We start from the raw sequence: 23,982 nt of genomic DNA on the forward strand, positions 1-23,982 counted from the left end.
CACGTCCTACAGAGGTTGCAGGCGGTGTGAGACCGCCCATAATGTCGCGCATTATACGAGGCCGCGCGCGCCTCTGAACGGGATATTTAGGAGTCTTTTATGGCCGTCGCCCTGAGCACCCTGGTCGAAGAAGCCGACCGCTACCTGGCAAGTGCGAAGATCGCCGATTACTGCCCCAATGGTTTGCAGGTCGAAGGCCGGCCGCAAGTGATGCGCATCGTCAGCGGCGTTACCGCCAGCCAGGCGTTGCTGGACGCCGCGGTAGAGGCCCAGGCCGATCTGGTGCTGGTGCATCACGGCTATTTCTGGAAAGGCGAGAACCCGTGCATCACCGGCATGAAGCAGCGTCGGTTGAAAACCCTGCTCAAGCACGACATCAGCCTGCTGTCCTATCATTTGCCGCTGGATCTGCACCCGGAAGTCGGCAACAACGTGCAGCTTGCCCGGCAACTGGATATCACTGTTGAAGGCCCGCTGGATCCGGACAATCTGAAAGTTGTTGGCCTGGTCGGCTCGTTGAACGAACCGATGACCCCTCGCGATTTCGCCCGTCGCGTGCAGGAAGTCATGGGGCGCGAGCCGTTGCTGATCGAAGGCAGCGAGATGATTCGTCGGGTCGGCTGGTGCACCGGTGGCGGCCAGGGTTACATTGATCAGGCGGTGTTGGCTGGCGTCGATCTGTACCTCAGCGGCGAGGCCTCCGAGCAGACGTTCCACAGCGCCCGGGAAAACGATATCAGCTTCATCGCCGCCGGCCACCATGCCACCGAGCGTTATGGTGTGCAGGCTTTGGGCGATTACCTGGCGCGACGTTTCGCCCTCGAGCACATCTTCATCGATTGCCCGAACCCTATCTGATTTCAAAACTGAATGGGGTTGCCCTGTAGGAGCGAGGCTTGCCCGCGAAGAACGATAACGCGGTTCATCAGGAATACCGCGTTATCGTTCTTCGCGGGCAAGCCTCGCTCCTACAGGGGCCGTTGTGCCAAACGAGGGGGTATATTCATATACCCTTTCGATCTAGCCAGCGTCCTGATTAGAAGGGGGCGCTGTGCTAGGATTCCCCGCTCGAACACGGCCCGCAGGCCGTCCATAAGATCGTTTTCGTGAGTAGCCATGGTCGACAAACTGACGCATCTGAAACAGCTGGAGGCCGAAAGCATCCACATCATCCGCGAGGTCGCCGCCGAGTTCGATAACCCGGTGATGCTGTACTCCGTCGGTAAAGACTCCGCCGTGATGCTGCACCTCGCGCGCAAGGCATTCTTCCCGGGCAAACTTCCGTTTCCGGTGATGCACGTTGACACCCAGTGGAAGTTCAAGGAAATGTACGCGTTCCGCGACCGCATGGTCGAAGAACTCGGCCTGGACCTGCTGGTGCACGTGAATCCCGAGGGTGTTGCGCAGGGTATCAACCCGCTCACCCACGGCAGCGCCAAGCACACCGACATCATGAAGACCGAAGGCCTGAAACAGGCCCTCGACAAGTACGGCTTCGATGCGGCATTCGGTGGCGCTCGTCGCGACGAAGAGAAATCCCGGGCCAAAGAGCGCGTGTATTCCTTCCGTGACACCAAGCACCGCTGGGACCCGAAAAACCAGCGCCCGGAGTTGTGGAACGTCTACAACGGCAAGGTCAACAAGGGCGAATCGATCCGCGTATTCCCGTTGTCGAACTGGACCGAGCTGGACATCTGGCAATACATCTACCTCGAAGGTATCCCGATCGTGCCGCTGTATTTCGCAGCCGAACGCGACGTTATCGAGATGAATGGCACCTGGATCATGATCGACGACGAGCGCCTGCTCAATCACCTGAGCGACGAAGACAAGGCGCGCATCGTCAAGAAGAAGGTCCGTTTCCGTACGCTGGGCGACTACCCGTTGACCGGTGCGGTCGAGTCCGAGGCCACCAGCCTGACCGACATCATTCAGGAAATGCTCCTGACGCGAACTTCCGAACGCCAGGGCCGGGTCATCGATCACGATGGCGCCGGTTCGATGGAAGAAAAGAAACGTCAGGGTTATTTCTAAGGGGTTGTCATGTCGCACGCATCTGATTTGATCAGCGAGGACATCCTCGCCTACCTGGGCCAGCATGAACGCAAGGAAATGCTGCGCTTTCTGACCTGTGGCAACGTCGACGACGGCAAGAGCACCCTGATCGGGCGCCTGCTGCACGACTCCAAGATGATCTACGAAGATCACCTGGAAGCCATTACCCGCGACTCGAAAAAAGTCGGCACCACCGGTGAAGACATCGACCTGGCGTTGCTGGTCGACGGCTTGCAGGCCGAGCGTGAGCAGGGCATCACGATTGATGTCGCCTACCGCTATTTCTCCACCGCCAAGCGCAAATTCATCATCGCCGATACCCCCGGCCATGAGCAGTACACCCGCAACATGGCCACCGGTGCATCCACCTGTGACCTGGCGATCATCCTGGTGGACGCCCGTTACGGCGTGCAGACCCAGACCCGTCGCCACAGCTTCATTGCCTCGTTGCTGGGCATCAAGCACATCGTTGTCGCCATCAACAAGATGGACCTCAACGGCTTCGACGAAAGCGTGTTCGAGTCGATCAAGGCCGATTACCTGAAGTTCGCCGAAGGCATCGCGTTCAAGCCGACCACCATGGCGTTCGTGCCGATGTCCGCTCTCAAGGGCGACAACGTAGTGAACAAGTCCGAGCGCTCGCCGTGGTACACCGGCCAGTCGCTGATGGAAATCCTGGAAACCGTCGAAATCGCCAACGACCGCAACTACACCGATTTGCGTTTCCCGGTGCAGTACGTCAACCGCCCGAACCTGAACTTCCGTGGTTTCGCCGGCACCCTGGCCAGCGGCATCGTGCACAAGGGCGACGAAGTCGTTGTGTTGCCGTCGGGCAAGAGCAGCCGTGTGAAATCCATTGTCACCTTCGAAGGTGAACTGGAGCATGCAGGTCCTGGTCAAGCCGTGACGCTGACCATGGAAGACGAAATCGACATCTCCCGCGGCGACTTGCTGGTGCATGCCGACAATCAACCGCAAGTGACTGACGCCTTCGACGCCATGCTGGTGTGGATGGCCGAAGAGCCGATGCTGCCGGGCAAGAAATACGACATCAAGCGCGCCACGACTTACGTGCCGGGTTCGATCACCAGCATCGTCAATCGCGTTGACGTGAACACCCTGGCCGAAGGTCCCGCCAGCTCGCTGCAGCTGAACGAGATCGGTCGGGTCAAGATCAGCCTCGACGCCGCCATCGCGCTGGACGGTTACGACAGCAATCGCACCACCGGTTCGTTCATCGTCATCGATCGACTGACCAACGGCACGGTCGCGGCCGGCATGATCATCGCCCAACCGTTGATCCATGGCACCAGCACCCATCACGGCAAACTGGCTCACGTGGCTACCGAAGAACGTGCCCAGCGCTTTGGTCAGCAACCGGCCACCGTGTTGTTCAGCGGCCTGTCGGGCGCCGGCAAAAGCACCCTGGCCTACGCGGTTGAACGCAAGCTGTTCGACCTGGGTCGTGCGGTGTTTGTACTCGATGGCCAGAACCTGCGTCACGACCTGAACAAAGGTCTGCCACAGGATCGCGCCGGGCGTACCGAGAACTGGCGTCGTGCGGCGCACGTTGCGCGTCAGTTCAACGAAGCCGGTTTGTTGACCTTGGCAGCCTTTGTTGCGCCGAGCGCTGAAGGTCGTGAGCAAGCCAAGGATCTGATCGGCAAGGAGCGTCTGCTGACGGTCTACGTCCAGGCCTCGCCAACGGTCTGTGCCGAGCGTGATCCGCAAGGTTTGTATGCGGCGGCCGGGGATAACATCCCGGGCGAATCCTTCCCGTACGACGTGCCGCTGAATGCCGATCTGGTGATCGACACCCAGTCGCTGTCGCTGGAAGAAAGCGTCAAGCAAGTGCTGGATCTGCTGCGTAAACGTGGCGCGATCTAAGCGTTAGCTGCAAATAAAAAGCCCGCGGATGAGTGATCGCCTGCGGGCTTTTTTGTGTCTGGGAGAACGCCTTCGCGGGCAAGCCTCGCTCCTACAGAGCAAAGGAACCTGTAGGAGCGAGGCTTGCCCGCGAATAGGCCGGTGCAGACACCTCAAACCTTGGCGGGATACTCGCGGTGCATCTGCCCCAGCAGCGCATCCTTGTCATTCCACAGCTGATTGATCCAACCCTGAAACTCCAGGCGATACACACCGTCCTGGTCGTAGTTCTTGCCAACGAACTGCGGTGGAATCTTCAGCTCCTGAAAGTGCACCACCACCTCCGCAACGTTCCCACAGAGCAAATCCCAATAACCCGGACGCCCGGCCGGATAGTGAATGGTCACATTGACGATGGCTTCCAACTGGTCGCCCATGGCGTCCAGCACGAAGGCAATGCCACCCGCTTTCGGCTTGAGCAGGTAGCGGAACGGTGAGCTCTGCTGTACGTGCTTGCCCTCGGTGAAGCGCGTGCCTTCGACGAAGTTGAAAATCCCCACCGGGTTGTTGCGGAACTTGTCGCAGGTCTTGCGGGTGGTTTCCAGGTCTTTGCCTTTCTTCTCTGGATGCTTTTCCAGATAGGCCTTGGAGTAACGCTTCATGAACGGAAAACCGAGCGCCCACCACGCCAGGCCAATTACCGGCACCCAGATCAGTTGCTGTTTGAGAAAGAACTTCAGCGGGCGGATGCGACGGTTGAGCACGTACTGCAACACCATGATGTCGACCCAGCTCTGGTGGTTGCTGGTGATCAGGTACGAGTGCTGATAGTCCAGGCCTTCCAGCCCGCTGAGCTGCCAGCGCGTATGCCCGAGCAGGTCCATCCAGGCCTTGTTGTTGCTGATCCAGGTTTCGTGGATGTGGCTCATCAGCCAGTCGGTGAAACGCTGGGCGACGGGGAAGGGCAGCAGCAGTTTGAAGATCGCCACCACGAACAGCGGCGTGCAGCAGACAATCGTGTTCAGCGCCAACAACAGCGAGGCGATCACGCCGCGCACGGGTGCAGGTAGAAAATCCAGCATTTAAACATCCATAGGTCGGTTGGCAGCTTGGATCGCGGTCAACGCGATGGTGTAAACGATGTCATCGACCTGCGCGCCGCGCGGCAAGTCGTTCACCGGTTTGCGCAGGCCTTGCAGCATCGGCCCGAGGCTGACGCAGTCGGCGCTGCGCTGCACGGCTTTGTGGGTGGTGTTGCCGGTGTTCAGGTCGGGGAACACGAACACCGTGGCACGCCCGGCCACCTGGCTGTTCGGCGCCAGTTGCCGCGCCACGGTTTCGTTGGCGGCGGCGTCGTACTGCAACGGGCCGTCGATCAGCAGCGAGTTTTGCTGTTCGTGGGCGAGCAATGTGGCCTCGCGAACCTTCTCGACTTCTTCACCGCTGGCCGACTCACCGCTGGAATAGCTGATCATCGCCACGCGCGGAATGATGCCGAACGCCGCGGCCGAATCGGCGCTTTGCAAGGCGATCTCGGCCAGTTCGCTGGCGCTCGGGTGCGGGTTCATCACGCAGTCGCCGTAAACCAGCACTTCTTCCGGAAACAGCATGAAGAACACCGAAGACACCAGCGTGCAGCCCGGCGCGGTCTTGATCAGTTGCAGGGCCGGGCGGATGGTGTTGGCGGTAGAGTGAATGACCCCGGACACCAGCCCGTCGACTTCATCCAGCGCCAGCATCATGGTGCCGATCACCACGGTGTCTTCCAGTTGTTGCTCGGCCATCGGCGCGTTGAGGCTTTTAGTCTTGCGCAGCGCAACCATCGGCTCGACGTAACGCTCACGGATCAGGTCCGGGTCGAGGATTTCCAGCCCAGGCGGCAACTCGATGCCTTGGGCGCGGGCGACCGCTTCGACGTCCGCCGGTTTGGCCAGCAACACGCAGCGGGCAATGCCGCGCGCCTGACAGATCGCCGCGGCCTGCACGGTCAACGGCTCGCTGCCTTCGGGCAACACGATGCGCTTGTTGGCGGCCTGGGCGCGCTGGATCAGTTGATAACGGAACACCGCTGGCGACAGGCGCATTTCCCGTGGCGTGCCGCAACGCTGGTGCAGCCAGTTGGCGTCGAGGTGGCTGGCGACGAAATCGGTGATGATTTCCGCACGTTCGCGGTCGTCGATCGGGATTTCCTTGTTCAAGCCGTTCAACTGGTTGGCGGTGTCGTAGGAACCGGTGCTGACCGACAACACCGGCAAGCCGGCCTGCAAGGCGCCACGGCACAAATCCATGATGCGCGGGTCGGGCAGGGTGTCGCTGGTCAGCAACAGGCCGGCCAGAGGCACGCCGTTCATCGCCGCGAGGCTGACGGCGAGGATGATGTCGTCGCGATCGCCGGGGGTTACCACCAGCACACCGGGTTTGAGCAGCTCCACGGTATTGCGCATGGTACGCGCGCAGATAATGATTTTGGTCATGCGCCGGGTTTCGTAATCGCCGGCGTTGAGCACCTGGGCGCCCATCAGGTCGGCCACGTCGCGGGTGCGCGGTGCGTTCAGTTCCGGTTGATACGGGATGCAGCCGAGCAGGCGGAAGTCGCCACTGCGCAGCAACGGCGAGTGCTCCTTCAGGCGCGAGGCGAAGGCCTCCATGCTTTCGTCGGTCTTGACCTTGTTGAGGATCACGCCCAGGACTTTCGGGTCTTTCGGTCCGCCGAACAATTGCGCCTGCAACTCCACCCGACCGGACAATTCAGTCAGCACTTCGTTTTCCGGTGCCGAGACCAGAATCACATCGGCGTCCAGGCTCTTGGCCAAATGCAGGTTGACCCGCGCCGCGTAACTGGCGCTGCGGGTCGGGACCATGCCTTCGACGATCAGCACGTCCTTTCCGACAGCGGCTTGCTGATAAAGGGTGATGATTTCTTCGAGCAGTTCGTCCAGCTGACCGTCGCCGAGCATCCGCTCAACGTGGGCCAGGCCCAGTGGCTGAGGCGGTTTCAAACCGTGGGTGCGGGCCACCAGTTCGGTGGAGCGTTCAGGGCCCGTGTCGCCCGGGTGCGGCTGGGCAATCGGTTTGAAAAAGCCGACTTTGAGACCGGCCCGCTCAAGCGTACGCACCAGCCCCAGGCTGATGGAGGTCAGACCCACACCAAAATCGGTGGGTGCGATAAAAAAAGTTTGCATGCGGATTCTCTAAGGGTGCATGGCAATGGTGAGCACCTATGGCTGGTGTTCTACCGAATTTCAGTCGCCAAGGTTATCGCTAACCGAGCCTTGTGCGCACCAACCACAATCAAAGGGCTGGCCTATTTTTTCATTACGCAGCAAAGGGTCCAGCACCCAGGCCCGGGATTGCCACGGCGGCTGGTGCCGCAGGTGTTGGGTATGGCCGCAGGAAAGCTCGGCCACCCAGTGTCCGTCTTCGTCCTGATGAAAACCTGTGACGGTCGAGGCTTTCATCGCGACCCGTCTGTCCGGGTTGTGTTCGCTTTCGGGCGATTGCTTCGCTAAACTTGGACATTCATCTTTCTTATGCAAAAGGTCTCGCCCCATGCTGATCGCCGCCAATAAGGCTGTCTCCATCGACTATACCCTGACCAACGACGCTGGTGAGGTCATCGACAGCTCCGCCGGCGGCGCGCCGCTGGTCTACCTGCAAGGCGCAGGTAATATTATCCCGGGCCTGGAAAAGGCACTGGAAGGCAAAGCAGTCGGTGACGAACTGACTGTCGCCGTAGAACCTGAAGATGCCTACGGCGAATACGCTGCCGAACTGGTCAGCACCCTGAGCCGCAGCATGTTCGAAGGCGTCGACGAACTGGAAGTGGGCATGCAGTTCCACGCTTCCGCGCCGGACGGCCAGATGCAGATCGTCACCATTCGCGATCTGGACGGCGACGATGTCACTGTCGACGGCAACCACCCGTTGGCCGGTCAGCGCCTGAATTTCCAGGTCAAGATCATCGATATCCGTGACGCCAGCCAGGAAGAAATCGCTCATGGTCACGTCCATGGCGAAGGTGGCCATCACCACTGATTTTCTGCGCTAAGCTTTGAGAGCTGGAGAGGCGCCCGAGGGGCGCCTTTTTTAGTCCGCGGCTGTCCCCGGTGGCACCGCCAAGTGGCTGTTTTGAGAAGAACACTGGAATTTGGAGTTCGTCATGAGTGCTTTTCACGACCTTAAACTGACAGCCCTGGATGGTCAGGAGCTACCTTTGGCGCCCTTCAAGGGGCATGTCGTGCTGGTGGTCAACGTTGCCTCCAAATGTGGTTTGACCCCACAGTACGCGGCGCTGGAAAACCTCTACCAGCAATACAAGGACAAGGGCTTCAGTGTGCTGGGCTTGCCGTGCAACCAGTTTGCCGGGCAAGAACCGGGCACCGAGCAGGAGATCCAGGCATTCTGCAGCCTCAACTATGGCGTGACCTTTCCGTTGTCCAGCAAGCTGGAAGTCAACGGTCATGAGCGTCATCAGTTGTATCGTCTACTGGCGGGCGAAGGCGCGGAATTTCCGGGCGACATCACCTGGAACTTCGAGAAATTCCTGCTGGGCAAGGATGGTCGTGTGCTGGCGCGGTTCTCGCCGCGTACGGCGCCGGATGATCCGACCGTCGTTCATGCGATTGAAAAAGCGCTGAGCTGACATCCCCCTCTGTAGGAGCGAGGCTTGCCCGCGAAGACGCCATGTCATTCAACATTGATATCGACTGACATGACGCCTTCGCGGGCAAGTCGGATCGCCGCACCGCTCGCTCCTACAATGTTTTCTGTCTTTTGATCCTTAATCACTTAAATCAATAGTGCTGTTCAAGGCTTGGCAGTCTCCATATTATCGCCGTCATAAAGTCTATATCCCGTGGAGCGTCCCATGCCCGTCAAAGCCCTGTTCAAGCCTTTTCACCTAGGCGCTCTCGAGTTGCCGACACGCGTCGTCATGGCGCCGATGACTCGCTCGTTTTCGCCGGGCGGCGTGCCCAATTCCAAAGTGATCGAGTACTACCGTCGTCGCGCCGCTGCCGGGGTTGGGCTGATCATCACCGAAGGCACCACCGTCGGTCACAAGGCCTCCAACGGCTATCCGAACGTGCCGCACTTCTATGGTGAAGCGGCATTGGCCGGCTGGAAGAAAGTCGTCGATGCGGTGCATGCCGAGGGCGGGAAAATCGTTCCGCAACTGTGGCATGTGGGCAGCGTGCGCCGCATCGGCACTGAGCCGGATGCCAGCGTGCCGGGTTACGGCCCGTCAGAAAAATTGAAGGACGGTCAGGTCGTGGTTCACGGCATGACCAAGGAAGATATCCAGGACGTGATCGCCGCGTTCGCCCAAGCCGCCAAGGATGCTCAGAGCATTGGCATGGACGGTGTGGAAATCCACGGTGCCCACGGTTATCTGGTGGACCAGTTTTTCTGGGAAGGCAGCAATCAGCGTACTGACGAATACGGTGGCAGCCTGGCGAACCGTTCGCGCTTCGCCATCGAACTGATTCAAGCGGTGCGTGCAGCGGTCGGCGAGGGTTTCCCGATCATCTTCCGTTTCTCCCAGTGGAAGCAGCAGGACTACACCGCACGTCTAGTACAAACCCCGGAAGCGTTGGGTGAGTTCCTCAAGCCGTTGTCCGACGCTGGCGTGGATATTTTCCACTGCTCGACACGCCGTTTCTGGGAGCCGGAGTTCGACGGTTCCGAGCTGAACCTGGCCGGTTGGACCCGCAAGCTCACGGGCAAGCCAACCATCACCGTCGGCAGCGTCGGCCTGGACGGTGAGTTCCTGCAATTCATGGTCAACACCGACAAGATTGCGCAACCGGCCAGCCTGGAAAAACTGCTGGAGCGGTTGAATAACGATGAGTTCGATCTGGTGGCAGTGGGTCGTGCATTGCTGGTGGACCCGGACTGGGCGCAGAAAGTGCGGGACGGTCGTGAGCAGGACATTCTACCGTTCAGCCGTGAAGCGTTGATGACGCTGGTTTAAGCGGCATCCGGGCGGGCCTCTTCGCGGGCAAGCCTCGCTCCTACAGGTTAGCGTCGCCCGCAATATTGCGAACGACACAAACCCTGTAGGAGCGAGGCTTGCCCGCGAAGCTTTTCAAGGCAACAACGCTGCATCAGGCAGGGATTGCCCCTGCAAACAAGCCCCCCGCAACTGCCCCTCGAACTGCTCGATAATCGCCGCCCAACCCTGGCGGCTCGCATGCTGGCGTGCATTAAGGCGCACGCAGCGCAAGGTTTCGCGTTCCTCCAGCAGCCAACGTGCGGCATCGCAGAACGCCTCTTCATCCCCGGGCATGGCCAGTACGCCGTTGTAGCCATGGCGAATATGCTGGGCCGCCGCAGCCTGATCGTAAGCGACCACCCCCAGCCCCGAGGCCAATGCCTCAAGCACCACATTGCCGAAGGTTTCGGTCAGGCTTGGAAACAGAAACACATCCCCCGACGCATAGTGACTGGCCAAGGCTTCGCCGCGTTGTGAGCCGCAGAAAATCGCTTCGGGCAATTCCTTTTCCAGCATCGATCTTTGCGGACCATCACCGACCACAATCAATTTCATTTTGCGCTGTGGATAAGTCATTTTCAGCGTGTCGAAACTGCGCTTGAGCAAGCCAAGATTCTTCTCCTGGGCCAAGCGCCCTACGTGGATGAAAGCAATATCATCCTCGGCCAGTCCCCATTGCTCGCGCAGCGATTTCAACCGTTTGGCCGGATGAAACAACTGGCTGTCGACACCTCGAGAGAGCAGCGCCAGGCGCTCGAAACTGCGGCGTTCCAATTCCAGTCGCTGGCTGGCGCTGGGCACCAGGGTCAGGGTCGAGCGATTGTGAAACCAGCGCAGGTAGTGAGTCAGCAAGCGCGTCAGCAGCCCGAGGCCGTACTGGCTGGAGTACTGCTGAAAATTGGTATGAAAGCCGCTGACCACCGAAATCCCCAAGCGCCGCGCCGCGCGCAATGCGGACAACCCCAGCGGTCCTTCGGTGGCGATGTACAACACGTCCGGACGATGGCGTTTCCAGCGCCGCAGCAACTTGTGCATCGACGACTGACCCCATTGCAGGCCGGGATAACCCGGCAACGGCCAGCCTCGACACAACAGCAACTCATCGTTGCTGCCCATGAGCGGGTCGCCACCCTGACGTGGCCGCACCAACTCCACCTGATGCCCGCGCGCGCGCAAACCATCGAACAAGCGGCCAAGGGTATTGGCCACACCGTTGATTTCCGGAGGGAAGGTTTCGGTGATCAGGGTGATATGCAGAGCTGTCGTCATGACCTCAGTGTCGGCTGAGGCCATGTCGTCATTGTGACGGTGGGATGATGGATTTGTGACGAGATACCTGGCGGTGACGATTTGTGTTCATCGGACATCGCTCAGTAACCCTTGGACTCCAGGGCTCCGCTATTACCACGGCACTGGCGGTGGATGGGCTACGGCGCGGGCGATACACGACCGTGACTTATGGTCGATCGGGGCGTTCGGCGAGTCCCAGGTGCGCTGCCCCAATGGCAGTAACCACGATTTCAGCTGAGTCCACATTTCCTCGGGCGAACTGAACTCCGGCTTCTCGATCCACAAATGGATGCCTGCCCCCGCCATCGCCGGACTTTGCGCAGGAATTTCGGTGAAAGCACCTCCTGCCTTGTCCATGAAACGGTTGGCTCGCCAGACATCATAGATGCCATGAGGCGAATGTTTGGCGTGGAAGAGATTGTCCCAGGTTTTGTTGATAACGAAGTAGAAGTCACCGTGGGCGTTGATCACGGTATAGCCGGCATCCACCAACTCCTGCACGTTCATAAGTTTTCTCTCGCTGCCCCAGATGCTCCAGCATTCGATTTGCACATGTTTGTCCAAGGCGATGATTTGATTTTTTTGCACGGCTCCATCGTTCCAGACCCGGGCGATTTTGCCTTTCACCCTTACAAAATCCGCCAGTTCATTAACGAAGTACCTGACGGCATCCTCGGAGTTAGCCTCTGGATTACCTGAAGCATCACGTACGTATCGAGCCAATCGGGGCGTGTTGTTCGGGTTGATCGGACTTAGAAAGTATTCGTCTGCCCCCAAATGGACATATCGACTGTCTGGAAACATATCCAATAGGTCGCAGAACAGTGTTTTCAGAAAGTCCCGGGCGGCGGGGATGCTGAAGTCGAGGGCTTTCGAGACAACGGCACCGTTACTGAGCTCGAGTTGAAACCCTGGTCGGTCGCGCAATATCCAGCCCATATGCCCAGGCATATCCAGCTCTGGAATAACCTGGACATGATAAGCGGCGGCGGTGTCGAGCACGCGTTTCAGATCTGCTGCACTCCAGGCATCATCGCTGGAAATGTCCGGGAAGGAAGGGAACATTACCCTTACCCCCTCATTGTCGGTGAGGTGTAGATGCAGTGTGTTGAGCTGGTTCCACGCCATTTCCTGTATCAGACGGATCACCCACTCAGGACTGAACTGCCGACGCCCCATATCAATCATCACCGAGCGTTCGGCATAGACGGGGGCGTCGATCACTACGCCAGGGTCAAGCACCGTAGATACCCGAACCGCTTTGTGCAGGGTCGTCAGCGCACGGGCCATGGCTCCCGGATTTTGCGCGGTGACGCGAATGGAGCGAGTGATATCGATCCGGTAGACCTCACCTTCACCATTGGCGGGGATAGGTGTATCTGCGGTATCCGGAGTGGACAGTGTTAGCTCTACATCGCCATCACCCGCCGGAGGGATACCTTCCGATCTCAGTACGATTGCTGGTGGCCGTGTGAGTTCGGCTGCACCCGTGAAGCCGAATGCCAAGCGTGTTGCCAAAGGGTGAAGACGCTCATCGTCAATAAGTATTCGCGTGCTCGCACTGACTACAAATCCTGTATGAGGCTCAGCAAATCCTGCATAAGACTCGGCGTGAAGTACGGATGGACTCATGCTGAACCATGGGAAGCACTCATTTTCACTGTGGGGTTTGCGGCTTTCTGCAGCTGTTGTCATCGCTCTGATCTCCAAAAGTCGAGGGCGTCACTCAACCCTGACTACTTGAAGGTTTTTGACATGACTGAGCCCGAAGACTTATTGAATACCTGGCACTGGCGGCTGGCTACTGTCAGAAGTAACAGGTAAGAAAAGGGCGGTGGCTAAAACAGAGCAATGATCCTGCTGGATTGAAGGCCCGGGAAACAGGGATGAGACTCTCACGAGGTAGCACCCCTGTGCTCAAAGCCGGGCTCTAATCAGCAGGTCGTGTCACCAGATTTTCCGCGCCACGCTCACGCACCCAGAACAACGTTGCCCCGGCCACGGCCGCCGGCATCATCAGAATGTTGACCACCGGAATCAGCAACACCAGATAAACACTCCCGCCAAAACTCATGCTCTGCCAGCGTTTCTGCCGCAGCCAGGCGAGCATTTCGTTCCAGCCGAGTTTGTGGTTGTCCGCCGGGTAGTCGATGTATTGGATCGCCATCATCCACACCCCGAACAACAGCCACAGTGGCGCGGCGATGATGTTGACCACCGGGATGAACGACAGGATGAAAAGACCGATGGCCCTGGGCAGGAAGTAGCCGAGTTTGCGCATTTCCCGGGACAGGGTGCGCGGGATCATGGCGATCAGTTCGCCCCAGCTGAATGCCGGGAAGTCGTCGGTGCCGCGCACCACCACTTCGACTTTCTCCGCGAGGAAGCCATTGAATGGCGCGGCGATAACGTTGGCCAGCATGGTGAAGGTGAAGAACACCATCAACACCACCAATACGACGAATATCGGCCAGAGGATGTAGCTGAGAAAGCTCAGCCAATCAGGCAGGGACGGCATCAGCGTATCGACCCACATACTGAACTGATGGCCAGCCAAATAGATCAATCCGACGAACAACACCAGGTTGATCGCCAGTGGCAACAACACGAACAAGCGCAGGCTTGGGCTCAGGACCAGCTTGAGGCCCTCGCGCAGGTATTGCGGGCCAGACAGAACGGGGGCGGGCATAACGTGCTCCGAGCAAAGGGTAAACGCGCCGACCTTACCGGCTTTGCCAGACAGGCGAAAGCGCGGTAGCGGCATCGACATTAACTGTAACAAAGGCGTCTATATATTCACCTCGATGGGATAGAGACCGCCTATGAGCTGGATTGTTAAACCGTATTTCCTTAATCTTCGCCCCCTCGATACGCTGCACCCATTCTTTTACAGGACTGTCGAGCCCAAGCCTTCCCCAAGTGCTTTCAACGGTCCTTTTTTATTCCCGCCGGCAATCCGGCGTTCCGCGCCCAGTGTTTCGGGCCCGGTCAACAGGAGCAGGTCATGTCTGAAGTTCGTCATTCGCGAGTGATTATTCTCGGTTCCGGCCCTGCCGGTTACAGCGCCGCGGTCTATGCCGCCCGTGCCAACCTCAAGCCACTGTTGATCACCGGCATGCAGGCCGGCGGTCAACTGACCACCACCACCGAAGTCGACAACTGGCCGGGCGACGTCCACGGCCTGACCGGCCCGGCGCTGATGGAGCGGATGAAAGAGCACGCCGAGCGCTTTGAAACCGAGATCGTGTTCGATCACATCAATGCCGTCGACTTCGCTGCCAAGCCCTACACCCTGATTGGCGACAGCGCGACTTACACCTGCGACGCGCTGATCATCGCTACCGGCGCCAGCGCCCGCTACCTCGGCCTGCCGTCGGAAGAAACGTTCATGGGCAAAGGCGTCTCGGCCTGCGCCACCTGCGACGGCTTCTTCTATCGCAACAAGCCCGTGGCTGTGGTGGGTGGTGGTAATACGGCTGTCGAAGAAGCCCTGTACCTGGCCAACATCGCCAGCACCGTCACCTTGATCCACCGTCGCGAAACCTTCCGCGCCGAGAAGATCCTGATCGACAAGCTCAATGCCCGGGTTGCCGAAGGCAAGATCATCCTCAAGCTGAACTCGACCCTGGACGAAGTGCTGGGCGACAACATGGGCGTGACTGGTGCTCGCCTGAAGAACAACGATGGCAGCTTCGACGAGTTGAAAGTCGACGGCGTGTTCATCGCCATCGGCCACACCCCGAACACTTCGTTGTTCGAAGGTCAGCTGACGTTGAAAGACGGCTATCTGGTTGTGCAGGGCGGCCGTGACGGCAACGCCACTGCAACCAACCTCGAAGGCATCTTCGCCGCCGGTGACGTGGCTGACCACGTTTACCGTCAGGCCATCACCTCTGCCGGCGCCGGTTGCATGGCGGCACTGGATGCCGAGCGTTACCTCGACGATCTGCAGAACGCTTGATTCTGATTCTGTAGAAAGCAAAAAACCGGCTTCGGCCGGTTTTTTTGTGCCCGCGATTTATTGCCGATCAAAGTACCTGTGGGAGCGAGCCTGCTCGCGATAGCGGTGTATCAGTCGATATCAAGATTGAATGGTAAATCGCTATCGCGAGCAGGCTCGCTCCCACATGGACTGTATGGACTTTGGGGGCAGGACAATTTCGCGAGGCACGCCTCAAGAATATCCAGCCCTTCCTCCAGCACTGCCGCCTCTGTAGTTAAAGGCGCCAGCAGCCGAATGATGTGTCGTGACTTGCCGCTGGGCATCAGCAGCAAGCCCGAGTCGCGCGCGAGGGCCAGCAGCTGCGTCAACTGCGCCGAAGCCGGTGTGCCGTCGGCGTTGATCAGCTCGATGCCGCGCATTGCACCGACGCCGGTCAAGCGGCCCAGATACGGTGACAGTTCGCGGGCTCGCCAGGATTCGTAGCGGCTGACAATCGCTTCTTCCTGTTGCGCACCCCAGGCGTGCAGATGCGCGTCAGTCATTTCGTCCAGGGTCGCCAACGCGGCGGCGCAGGCGATGGGGTTGCCCGAGTAGGTGCCGCCCAATCCGCCCTTGGGCAAGTTATCGAGTAGTGACTTGCGCCCGACAACCGCACCCAGCGGCACGCCGCCGGCAATGCTTTTGCCCAGCAGGATCAGGTCCGGCTCAATGCCCAGCCGCGAGAACGCAAACCGCTGGCCGGTACGGCCGAAGCCGGACTGGATTTCATCGGCGATCAACAGGATGCCTTTGTCATCACAGAAGCGTCGTAGCGTCTGGGCGAATTCCACGTCCATCGCCAGGAAGCCCGCTTCACCCTGCACCGGTTCGACGATAAAACAGGCCACGTCATCAATGTCGATCTCGACGCTGAACAGCCGATCCATCGCCTTCAGGGCCTCGGCGCAGGTCACGTCATTGTCTTTGCTGGGGAACGGCAGGTGGAACACCGGCCCCGGTAGCACACCGACTTTCTGCTTGTAGGGCGCGACTTTGCCGTTGAGGTTGAGGGTGGCGAGTGTGCGACCGTGGAAGGCGCCGTCGAACGCGATGACTGCCGTGCGCCCGGTTGCGCCACGGACGATCTTCAGGGCGTTTTCCGCCGCTTCTGCACCGCTGTTGGTAAGCATGCCGCTGACCGGGTAATCCACCGGAATAAACGCCGTCAGGCGATCCATCAGTTCGAGGTAAGGCACATGCGGGGCGGCGTTGAACGCATAGTGGGTCAGCCGGGTGGCTTGATCGCGAATGGCCTCGACGATGCGCGGGTGGCAATGACCGAGGTTCAGCACGCCGATACCACCGACAAAGTCGATGTAGCGTTTGCCATCGGTATCCCAGACCTCGGCATTTTTACCGTGGCTGAGCGTGACGGGATGAACGATGTTGATTGACCGACTGATGTTTTCGCTGCTCATGGATACCGGACTCAGAAGAAGGGATGCTTCTTTTATCTAAGCCGCGAGCAGAGGTGCCCGGCAAACGAAATAAAGTTGCCGGGTCAATATTAAAAGTCGGGATGTGCCGCTAATACCTGTAGGAGCACGGCTTGCCGGCGATGGCGTTCTTGGGATCGCCTTCGCGGGCAAGCCTCGCTCCTACAAAAAGCGTTCAGCGACGAGTCAGTGGCTGCTGCGAGAACTTCACACCGGCCAACCCATGGGCAATCAACGCACGGATATTGCCGTGGTCGCTGCCTTCAGGCGTGGCCATCACCGAACGGTAGTGCTCGCCAAACGCCAACAGCGCTTCTTCATCGCTCAAACCTTCCAGCAATGCCAGACCCAGGGTCTTGCACGAACCTTCGTTTTGCCCGGCGGCGCTTTCCACACCACCGTTATTGAACGACTGGGGCTGATAGTCGTAACCGGCAGCGATGAATGCCAAGGTATCGGCGAAAGCGTGTTCGCCGCTCTTGAGGCTGGCGCGCAGGGTGTTCAAATCATTCATTGGGTTTTCCTTTGGCGAACGCCGCTTGCTGGTCGGCGCTGGCTTCGTTCTGGTATTGGGCTTTCCACTCGGCGTACGGCATGCCGTAAACCACTTCGCGGGCTTCGTCGAGGCTGACGTCGATCTGGCGTTCGTCGGCGGCGGCCTTGTACCACTTGGACAGGCAGTTGCGGCAGAAACCCGAGAGGTTCATCAGGTCGATGTTCTGCACGTCCTTGCGGCTGTCCAAGTGGGCAACCAGCCGGCGAAAGGCGGCGGCTTCAAGTTCCAGGCGTTGTTGATCGTTCATGAGGGGTCTCTACGAGACAGCTGCAAGCGGCAAGCTTCGAGCTGCAAGATGGGTTGCGGTGGCTCGAGTTTACAGCTTGGCGCTTGAAGCTTGAAGCTAGCGGCTCGCTGCAAGTGTTATCGATACCGACTCGGCGAAGCGCAAGGCATGCGGCTTGTCGACTTCGACTTCGGCGTACAGCACCGACTCGTTGACCATGATCAGGTCCAGCAACTCCTGGGTCAGGCGTTCGAGCAGGGCAAAGCGATTGCCCTCCACGTGGGCGATGATCGCCTTGGTAATGGTGCGGTAATTCAACGCGTGATCGATATCGTTGTCACGCACTGCGTCTTGGGCTGCGTACAGGATGGTCAGGTTGATCAGCACATCCTGCTTGTTGAGGATTTCGTCCTCGTTGATCCCGATGAAAGTTCGCAAACACAGGTCCTTGACCCGGATGCGTGCCATTCCTGGTTGAAGTTGTGGCATTGCTACTTGCTCCGTCCAATCAATTGCAGGAACTCCTGTCGGGTATTGCTCGACTCGCGGAAGGCGCCGAGCATCACCGAGGTGTTCATGGTCGAATTCTGTTTTTCGACGCCGCGCATCATCATGCACATGTGCTGGGCTTCGATAACCACCGCGACACCGGCGGCGTCGGTCACTTGCTGCACGGCGTCGGCGATTTGCCGGGTGAGGTTTTCCTGGATTTGCAGTCGGCGGGTGAACATATCCACAAGCCGTGCAATCTTCGACAGGCCCAGCACCTTGCCCGTTGGAATATAAGCCACATGAGCCTTGCCGATGAAGGGCAGCATGTGATGTTCACAGAGCGAGTACAGCTCGATGTTGTCGACGATGATCATTTCATCGTTGTCTGAGGCAAACAGCGCGCCGTTGACGATTTCGTCGACACTTTGCTCGTAACCATGACACAGGTATTGCATCGCCTTGGCGGCTCGAACCGGGGTGTCTTGCAGTCCTTCGCGGTCGGGGTTTTCACCGAGGCCGATCAGGATCTCGCGATAGTTCTGGGACAGGGTGTTCTGAGGCAGGAATAACGTCATGGGACATCCTCGCGGGAGCGGCTTATTTGACGTGCCGTCCGCCGTTGACGGTCAGGGTCGTGCCGGTGACATAAGGGTTGTCGAGCAAATAGCGCAGGCTCTGGTAGATCACTTCGCTGCCGGGCTCGATGCCCAGTGCCGATTTGGCCAGAACCCTGGCGCGGTACGCCGCGTCGTCGTCGGGATTGAACAGTAGCAGGGCTGGCGCGATACCGTTGACCTTGATTCCCGGTGCGTACTTCGCGGCAAAGGACAGGGTCAGGCTGTCGAGCCCGGCTTTGCTGGCGCAGTAGCCGATGTGCTTGCTGCTGCCCCTGCGGGTCACGTCATCACTGATGTGCACGATGTCGGCGGGATTTGAACGCCGTAGCAGGTCGGCACAGTGCAGATTGATCAGGTAAGGCGCCAGCATGTGCACGCTGAACATGCGAGTGAACGCCGCGGCTTCGGAGCCCGGGGTTTCTGCCTGCCATTCGGAGGCGTTATGGACAATCGCCCGCAAACTGTCGGTGTGGTTTTTCAGTTCGCCGATGAACGCAAGGATTGCGGCCTCGCTGGAAAAGTCCGCAAACACCGCGGTCGCCCCCAGGTCGCGCAGGGTTTGCACACCAGGCCGTTCGGTGCGGTAGCTGAAAATGACCGGATGACCGTCTTCGAGCAAACGCTGCGCACAGTGCAGGCCGACACGCTGGCCGGCACCGGTGATGAGGATTGGGGCTGCGGTAGAGGTCATGAACAGCTCGCGTCGCGGTGAGAGCAAAACTATACCAGCGACGGGAGTTGTTCACCTACGTCCTGCGATGGCCTTGCTTTTGTAGGAGCGAGGCTTGCCCGCGAAGAGGACGCTTCGGTCTATCTGTCAAACCGCGTCATCATTCTTCGCGGGCAAGCCTCGCTCCTACAAAGGGGCTATTGATTTTGGGGGGTGGGTTCGGCGGGCAACGAACGTGCCGATGGGGTTTGCAGCCACCCGGCCAGCAGACGGGTCGACAACGGAATGAAGAAGTAAACCATCAACGGCGTCAGGCACAGGGTGCTAACAAACACACGGGTCAGCAAACCCGTTTCAGCCAGCAGCGGCCCCAATACAAAGTTGAACAACAAGGACACCGGAAAGAACGCCAGCCAGATGGCCACGGCCTGTTTCCAGCGTGGCGGACGTTGACCGACCGCACCGAACCAGCCATCGATGCCACTGACCCGATGTTCCGAAGGGTGGGCAAACAGATCACTGCCGCGTCCCAGCCAGGCAGTGCGCGACGCGGAATGCTCCCAGGCGTGCATGGTCTGCTCGTCGGCGAAGCGAAAGATAATCTGGAATTCGTCATCATCGGGCGGTGGCGCGAGCACACCAGAACCGAGGTAACCGGGGAAGTCGGTGGCCAGTTGTTCGCCTTCGCGCAACCAGGCCATCAGGTCCTGATAACGCCCATTGGCGACGCGACGCGCAACCATCAGGGTGACGGGTGAAGTAGACATTGTGTATCTCCATATTACTAACACGTCGCTCCGGATAAGAGCTTCGCCAGACACAGCGCCGGGGTGGTGGGCTGCGTTTCAAGACAAGCAAGGATTATTCCTGATTATGCCTGGGACGTCTGTGCCAATTAGTTCAACAACGTGTTGAGCACTAATGGGGCAGTGGAGTTAGAATTGGATCCAATTTTATACATGGACGTAGATTTCAAAATGCCTGTGCTGACCGACGTTGCACCTGGCTTGCCCCCCAGCACCTCGCTGATGCGAGAAGAGCTGTTCCCGATTCGTGAGGTCGCGCGCCTGACAGGGGTCAACCCGGTCACGCTACGCGCATGGGAGCGGCGGTACGGTTTGATACAACCCACGCGCACCGAAAGCGGACACCGTTTGTATTCGATGACCGATATCGAGCGTGTTCGCAGCATCCTCGGCTGGATAGAACGCGGCGTCTCGGTCAGCAAGGTCGGCAAGATACTGGCCAAGACCGAACCACTCAAGGTGCTGGCGCAGGTCATTCCCAACGAACTCGTTCAAGCCGACTACGACCAATGGCAGCAGCAGGTCAAGACGGCGGTGAGTGCTTTTGACGAAGTTCAACTGGAGCACGTCTACGGTCAGATTTTTTCCAGTTACCCGCTGACAGTAGTGTTTCAGGGCATTCTGATTCCGATCTGGAAGCTATTGCTACAACGCCATGAAGTGTTCGGTCAGACCAGCGAGTGGCTTTTTCTGGATGGTTTTCTGCGTTCTCGAGTGTTGCAACGCCTGCTGCTGGTACGTGTCATGCAACCGCGACGAGTGATTGTCTGCGCCCTGGCCGATCAATGTCGTGAGCTCGATGTGCTGGTCACGGCGCTGTATCTGAGCAACGTCGATTCGGCTATTCAATTGCTGGCTATCGGTCAGCCCTTCGACGAGTTGATCCTGGTCTGTGAGAAGATCAAGCCCAAGGCACTGGTGCTGGTTTCAAGTCACGCGCCGGCCGGCGAATTGCCTCGACGCTTGAAACGCTTGGCCATGAGCCTGGATTGTCAGGTGTTGCTGGCCGGAGATGTATCGGACCTGGCACAGGAGAGCCTGGCCGGATCATCGATCGGTTGTCTGGGAAGCGAGGGAGTGTTGATGCGCCAGCGTCTGAAACAGTTCCTGGCGGGAAACCTGGATACCTGAGCGCAGGTAGACAGAACGATCAGATATGCAGTGCAGGATGAGTCAGACGATGTTGCTGAAGGATGTACTGACGCAACCGTTCGGTTTCGTCCTTGTCGCTCTGGCTCAACTCGTAGGCGTAGAAACCCTGCTCGGTTTCACGCTCGAAGGTTCCGCGCAACGCAATCCGCTCATAACCTGACGGGCTGAACCATAGCGCGAAGTGCTTTGGCGCCTTGGTCTTGTTGCGAACCTCCAGCAAAACCCCTTTGAACGATATTTCGTGCACCCACATCGTGCCGGGTTGCCCCTTGGAATTTTCCAGCGCCACGGGCTCTTCGAGCGCCAGACGCCATGGCCGAATCATCGGTCCGTCTTCATAGATGCTGGGGACGCCGAGGCGTAGATGCATGGCGTGAAATTCATCTTCCACCAAGTGCAGCGGGAAGGTCATTTGCTGATTTTCGAAATTGGCCTGGATAGTGACTTGTTCATGAGCGGCCAGGCGTGTGAGCAAATCACGAATCTGCGAACCACCGTTGACGAGCAGGCTCGACGTCGCATCTCGCACATTGAGCTGCGGGTTGTGTTGCATGTTCTGGATAAAATCCAGCTCATCCTGCGTCAGGAGTGCGTCGCGCTGCATGATTTTGCTCGAAAGTAATAATTACAAAGTCATCGGTGATTGTAGTAAATGACCACTAATTCGCAGATTGGTTTGAGCCGTTCGTCGTTTTGAGTGCAACAATTTCTGCCTGTGCCTCGGCCAATTGCGCTTCCAGCTGCGCGACTCGCTGCTGCGCCTTGACCTGAGCCGTGACGTCTTTCTGCACCCCGACAAAATAGGTCTGTCCGTCGTGCGGGTTTTTTACCGTGGAAAGCGACAGTTCGTTCCAGAACGGGGTGCCATCCTTGCGATAATTCCTGAGGATTTCCCGGCAGGAGCCGCCACTGCCCAACGCCTGCCGAATCAAGGCGAGGGCTGCCTGATCGCGGTCTCCTGCCTGCAAGAAGCGGCAATCCTGATAAAGGATTTCTTCGCTGGTATAACCCGTCAGGCGCTCGAATGCCGGGTTTACGTAAATCAGGATGTTGTCCTGTTCGCCTTCCTTTTCGGCAATCACGATGCCGTCATTGGAGGCGTCAATCACCATTTGCAGCAGTGAGGCATTGATCATCGCAGAGTCCTTTGCGTATTGATTGATACGCCGCATTCTAAAAGATCAATGAGGTCGGTGCTGTTAATATCTCGTACTTATATTTAGATTCAGGATCAGATTGATGAAAGTCGCCATCCTTTCCGGCTCGGTGTACGGCACGGCTGAAGAAGTCGCCCGCCACGCCGCAAGCATTTTGAACGCCGCCGGTTTTGAAACCTGGCACAACCCGCGCGCGACACTCGCCGATGTTCAGGCATTTGGCCCCGAAGCGTTTCTGGCCGTGACCTCGACCACCGGCATGGGCGAGTTGCCGGACAATCTGCAGCCGTTGTATTCGGCGATTCGCGATCAATTGCCCGCCGCCTGGCGTGGTTTGCCGGGTGCGGTAATCGGGTTGGGCGACTCCAGTTATGGCGATACGTTCTGCGGTGGCGGTGAGCAAATGCGTGAATTGTTCGGCGAACTGGGCGTGCGCGAAGTGCTGCCGATGCTGCGTCTGGACGCCAGCGAAACCGTGACGCCGGAAACTGACGCCGAGCCTTGGCTGGCGGAACTGGTCAGCGTTTTGCGGGGCTGACTTGTGGGAGCGAGCAGGCTCCCACAAGTGTGCGGGTGCTTTGACATGGATCCAGATTCTCCCGCGCACTGACTCGTTCGGCCATCAAGCTGGCTGCCAATGCAACTACCCGAAGTCCGAGGGCTGACTAGACTGCTGTAACGCAGTAAAAACAATAAAAGCCAGAAAAATAAAAAAGGGAATTCTTGCCGTGAGCGTAGCCCCCGTCCAATCGCCACACAGCATCAAAGACAAGGTCAGTGCCGCCGAATGGCAGACCCGGGTCGACCTGGCTGCCTGTTATCGTCTGGTCGCCCTGCATGGCTGGGACGACCTGATCTTCACGCACATTTCGGCCAAGGTGCCGGGCACTGAAGACTTCCTGATCAACCCGTTCGGACTGATGTTCCATGAAATCACCGCGTCGAGCCTGGTCAAGGTCGATCAGGCCGGCAACAAGCTGATGGACAGTCCGTACGAGATCAACCCGGCGGGTTACACCATCCACAGCGCCGTGCATGAAGTCCGTCATGATGTCGTGTGTGTACTGCACACCCACACAGCGGCGGGGGTGGCGGTGTCGGCGCAGAAGCAGGGCATCTTGCCGATCAGTCAGCAGTCCTTGTTCGTCCTTTCCAGCTTGGCTTATCACGCCTACGAAGGCGTTGCGCTGAACCATGAAGAAAAGGCGCGACTGCAAGCCGACCTCGGAGAAAACAATTTCCTGATGCTGCACAACCACGGTCTGCTGACCTGTGGCGGCACCATCGCCGACACGTTCCTGATGATGTTTACCTTCCAGCGCGCCTGCGAGATTCAGGTGCTGGCGCAGAACGGTGGCGCGGAGCTGATCGCCATCGAACCGCAGATTCTGGCGGGCGCCAAGGCAATGATTGCCGGTGTCACCAAAAGTACTCAAGGGATGGGCGGCGCGCTGGCCTGGCCGGCGCTGCTACGCAAACTCGATAAACAAGACCCGGGTTATAAACTCTAAATGGCCCTCGCCGAGATTCCCCTGTGTGTCTGGCGCAAGCGCGGCCAGACGTTCGTATTTCACGGTCAGACCATCCGCTATTGGACCGCTGGGCAGGGCGAGCCGCTGTTGTTGATCCATGGCTTCCCGACCGCCAGTTGGGACTGGCATTACCTGTGGCAGGCGCTGGCGCAG

At 58.7% G+C, this 23,982-nt stretch carries 26 protein-coding genes; 11 read left to right on the plus strand and 15 right to left on the minus strand.

All coding sequences use genetic code 11. The annotated features are described in order from the left end of the window. Positions 1-99 precede the first annotated feature (99 nt). The 3 genes from PMI30_RS18850 (at position 100) to cysN (ending at position 3,942) form a co-directional block, all read left to right on the plus strand. The gene (locus PMI30_RS18850) at positions 100-858 is read left to right on the plus strand and encodes a Nif3-like dinuclear metal center hexameric protein (protein WP_008008638.1); all 759 of its coding nucleotides are present in this window, start codon (positions 100-102) and stop codon (positions 856-858) included. Positions 859-1,116: 258 nt separating this feature from the next. Further along, a complete protein-coding gene (cysD, locus tag PMI30_RS18845) occupies positions 1,117-2,034 on the plus strand; it encodes a sulfate adenylyltransferase subunit CysD (protein ID WP_008008639.1) in 918 nt (305 codons plus the stop codon). Positions 2,035-2,043: 9 nt separating this feature from the next. Then, complete coding sequence (cysN, locus tag PMI30_RS18840; protein WP_008008640.1) at positions 2,044-3,942, plus strand: sulfate adenylyltransferase subunit CysN; 1,899 nt, start codon at positions 2,044-2,046, stop codon at positions 3,940-3,942. 152 nt (positions 3,943-4,094) lie between these two features. Here the strand turns inward: cysN and PMI30_RS18835 are convergent, their stop codons facing one another. The 3 genes from PMI30_RS18835 to PMI30_RS0129620 are packed head-to-tail and all read right to left on the minus strand — an operon-like array spanning position 4,095 to position 7,502. Continuing rightward, positions 4,095-5,003, minus strand: a complete 909-nt coding sequence (locus PMI30_RS18835) for an acyltransferase (RefSeq protein WP_008008641.1) — start codon at positions 5,001-5,003, stop codon at positions 4,095-4,097. Continuing rightward, positions 5,004-7,103 (minus strand): phosphate acetyltransferase, encoded by a 2,100-nt coding sequence (gene pta / locus PMI30_RS18830; protein WP_008008642.1) that lies wholly within the window; start codon positions 7,101-7,103, stop codon positions 5,004-5,006. Between the two features lie 60 nt (positions 7,104-7,163). Continuing rightward, the gene (locus PMI30_RS0129620) at positions 7,164-7,502 is read right to left on the minus strand and encodes a DUF3565 domain-containing protein (protein ID WP_032835205.1); all 339 of its coding nucleotides are present in this window, start codon (positions 7,500-7,502) and stop codon (positions 7,164-7,166) included. On the opposite strand from PMI30_RS0129620, the gene PMI30_RS18825 reads away from it, so the two are divergent. The 3 genes from PMI30_RS18825 (at position 7,471) to PMI30_RS18815 (ending at position 9,892) form a co-directional block, all read left to right on the plus strand. After that, positions 7,471-7,956: an FKBP-type peptidyl-prolyl cis-trans isomerase gene (locus PMI30_RS18825; RefSeq protein ID WP_007901600.1), complete on the plus strand. Its 486-nt coding sequence runs from the start codon at positions 7,471-7,473 to the stop codon at positions 7,954-7,956. The genes PMI30_RS0129620 and PMI30_RS18825 overlap by 32 nt on opposite strands. 124 nt (positions 7,957-8,080) lie before the next feature. After that, entirely contained in the window at positions 8,081-8,563 is a 483-nt protein-coding gene (locus PMI30_RS18820; protein WP_008008643.1) for a glutathione peroxidase, read from the plus strand. A 225-nt stretch (positions 8,564-8,788) separates the two neighbouring features. Further along, positions 8,789-9,892: an NADH:flavin oxidoreductase gene (locus PMI30_RS18815; RefSeq protein ID WP_008008644.1), complete on the plus strand. Its 1,104-nt coding sequence runs from the start codon at positions 8,789-8,791 to the stop codon at positions 9,890-9,892. A 114-nt stretch (positions 9,893-10,006) separates the two neighbouring features. Here the strand turns inward: PMI30_RS18815 and PMI30_RS18810 are convergent, their stop codons facing one another. From PMI30_RS18810 to cysZ, 3 genes are all read right to left on the minus strand, one after another. After that, on the minus strand, positions 10,007-11,206 hold the full coding sequence (locus PMI30_RS18810; RefSeq protein ID WP_008008645.1) for a glycosyltransferase family 4 protein: 1,200 nt from the start codon (positions 11,204-11,206) through the stop codon (positions 10,007-10,009). A gap of 108 nt (positions 11,207-11,314) precedes the next feature. Beyond that, complete coding sequence (locus PMI30_RS18805; RefSeq protein ID WP_008008646.1) at positions 11,315-12,898, minus strand: family 20 glycosylhydrolase; 1,584 nt, start codon at positions 12,896-12,898, stop codon at positions 11,315-11,317. Positions 12,899-13,133: 235 nt separating this feature from the next. Beyond that, complete coding sequence (gene cysZ / locus PMI30_RS18800; RefSeq protein ID WP_008008647.1) at positions 13,134-13,892, minus strand: sulfate transporter CysZ; 759 nt, start codon at positions 13,890-13,892, stop codon at positions 13,134-13,136. A 315-nt stretch (positions 13,893-14,207) separates the two neighbouring features. Between cysZ and trxB the strand changes: the two genes are divergently transcribed. Continuing rightward, on the plus strand, positions 14,208-15,164 hold the full coding sequence (gene trxB / locus PMI30_RS18795; RefSeq protein ID WP_008008648.1) for a thioredoxin-disulfide reductase: 957 nt from the start codon (positions 14,208-14,210) through the stop codon (positions 15,162-15,164). Positions 15,165-15,274: 110 nt separating this feature from the next. On the opposite strand, the gene PMI30_RS18790 is transcribed toward trxB, so the two are convergent. The 7 genes from PMI30_RS18790 to PMI30_RS18760 form a co-directional block, all read right to left on the minus strand. Beyond that, entirely contained in the window at positions 15,275-16,603 is a 1,329-nt protein-coding gene (locus PMI30_RS18790; protein ID WP_008008649.1) for a 2-aminoadipate transaminase, read from the minus strand. 193 nt (positions 16,604-16,796) lie between these two features. Further along, a complete protein-coding gene (locus PMI30_RS18785; protein WP_008008650.1) occupies positions 16,797-17,135 on the minus strand; it encodes a HopJ type III effector protein in 339 nt (112 codons plus the stop codon). Further along, on the minus strand, positions 17,128-17,424 hold the full coding sequence (locus tag PMI30_RS18780; RefSeq protein WP_008008651.1) for a DUF1244 domain-containing protein: 297 nt from the start codon (positions 17,422-17,424) through the stop codon (positions 17,128-17,130). Before PMI30_RS18780 ends, PMI30_RS18785 begins: the two co-directional genes overlap by 8 nt. 96 nt (positions 17,425-17,520) lie before the next feature. Next, on the minus strand, positions 17,521-17,892 hold the full coding sequence (gene folX, locus PMI30_RS18775; RefSeq protein ID WP_007901645.1) for a dihydroneopterin triphosphate 2'-epimerase: 372 nt from the start codon (positions 17,890-17,892) through the stop codon (positions 17,521-17,523). A 2-nt stretch (positions 17,893-17,894) separates the two neighbouring features. Further along, positions 17,895-18,470, minus strand: coding sequence for a GTP cyclohydrolase I FolE (gene folE, locus PMI30_RS18770; RefSeq protein WP_008008652.1), 576 nt, complete (start codon positions 18,468-18,470; stop codon positions 17,895-17,897). Between the two features lie 22 nt (positions 18,471-18,492). Beyond that, the gene (folM, locus tag PMI30_RS18765; RefSeq protein WP_008008653.1) at positions 18,493-19,203 is read right to left on the minus strand and encodes a dihydromonapterin reductase; all 711 of its coding nucleotides are present in this window, start codon (positions 19,201-19,203) and stop codon (positions 18,493-18,495) included. Between the two features lie 176 nt (positions 19,204-19,379). Then, positions 19,380-19,949 (minus strand): antibiotic biosynthesis monooxygenase, encoded by a 570-nt coding sequence (locus tag PMI30_RS18760; RefSeq protein WP_008008654.1) that lies wholly within the window; start codon positions 19,947-19,949, stop codon positions 19,380-19,382. 192 nt (positions 19,950-20,141) lie between these two features. Here PMI30_RS18760 and PMI30_RS18755 point away from each other — a divergent pair, with 192 nt between their 5' ends. Then, a complete protein-coding gene (locus tag PMI30_RS18755) occupies positions 20,142-21,119 on the plus strand; it encodes a MerR family transcriptional regulator (RefSeq protein WP_032835207.1) in 978 nt (325 codons plus the stop codon). Between the two features lie 19 nt (positions 21,120-21,138). Here PMI30_RS18755 and PMI30_RS18750 read toward each other — a convergent pair whose 3' ends face one another. Both PMI30_RS18750 and PMI30_RS18745 read right to left on the minus strand, forming a co-directional pair. Beyond that, positions 21,139-21,744 carry a hypothetical protein gene (locus PMI30_RS18750; RefSeq protein ID WP_008008656.1) on the minus strand — a complete coding sequence of 202 codons (606 nt, stop codon included), beginning with the start codon at positions 21,742-21,744 and terminating at the stop codon, positions 21,139-21,141. 55 nt (positions 21,745-21,799) lie between these two features. Beyond that, a complete protein-coding gene (locus tag PMI30_RS18745; RefSeq protein ID WP_008008657.1) occupies positions 21,800-22,276 on the minus strand; it encodes a PAS domain-containing protein in 477 nt (158 codons plus the stop codon). A 103-nt stretch (positions 22,277-22,379) separates the two neighbouring features. On the opposite strand from PMI30_RS18745, the gene PMI30_RS18740 reads away from it, so the two are divergent. From PMI30_RS18740 to PMI30_RS18730, 3 genes are all read left to right on the plus strand, one after another. Further along, positions 22,380-22,835, plus strand: coding sequence for a flavodoxin (locus PMI30_RS18740; protein ID WP_008008658.1), 456 nt, complete (start codon positions 22,380-22,382; stop codon positions 22,833-22,835). Positions 22,836-23,025: 190 nt separating this feature from the next. Further along, on the plus strand, positions 23,026-23,808 hold the full coding sequence (locus PMI30_RS18735; RefSeq protein WP_008008660.1) for a class II aldolase/adducin family protein: 783 nt from the start codon (positions 23,026-23,028) through the stop codon (positions 23,806-23,808). Further along, positions 23,809-23,982: alpha/beta fold hydrolase (locus PMI30_RS18730; protein ID WP_008008662.1), on the plus strand; the 174-nt coding region annotated here is incomplete at its 3' end.

The sequence above is a fragment of the Pseudomonas sp. GM50 genome, assembly GCF_000282375.1.
Classification (GTDB): domain Bacteria; phylum Pseudomonadota; class Gammaproteobacteria; order Pseudomonadales; family Pseudomonadaceae; genus Aquipseudomonas.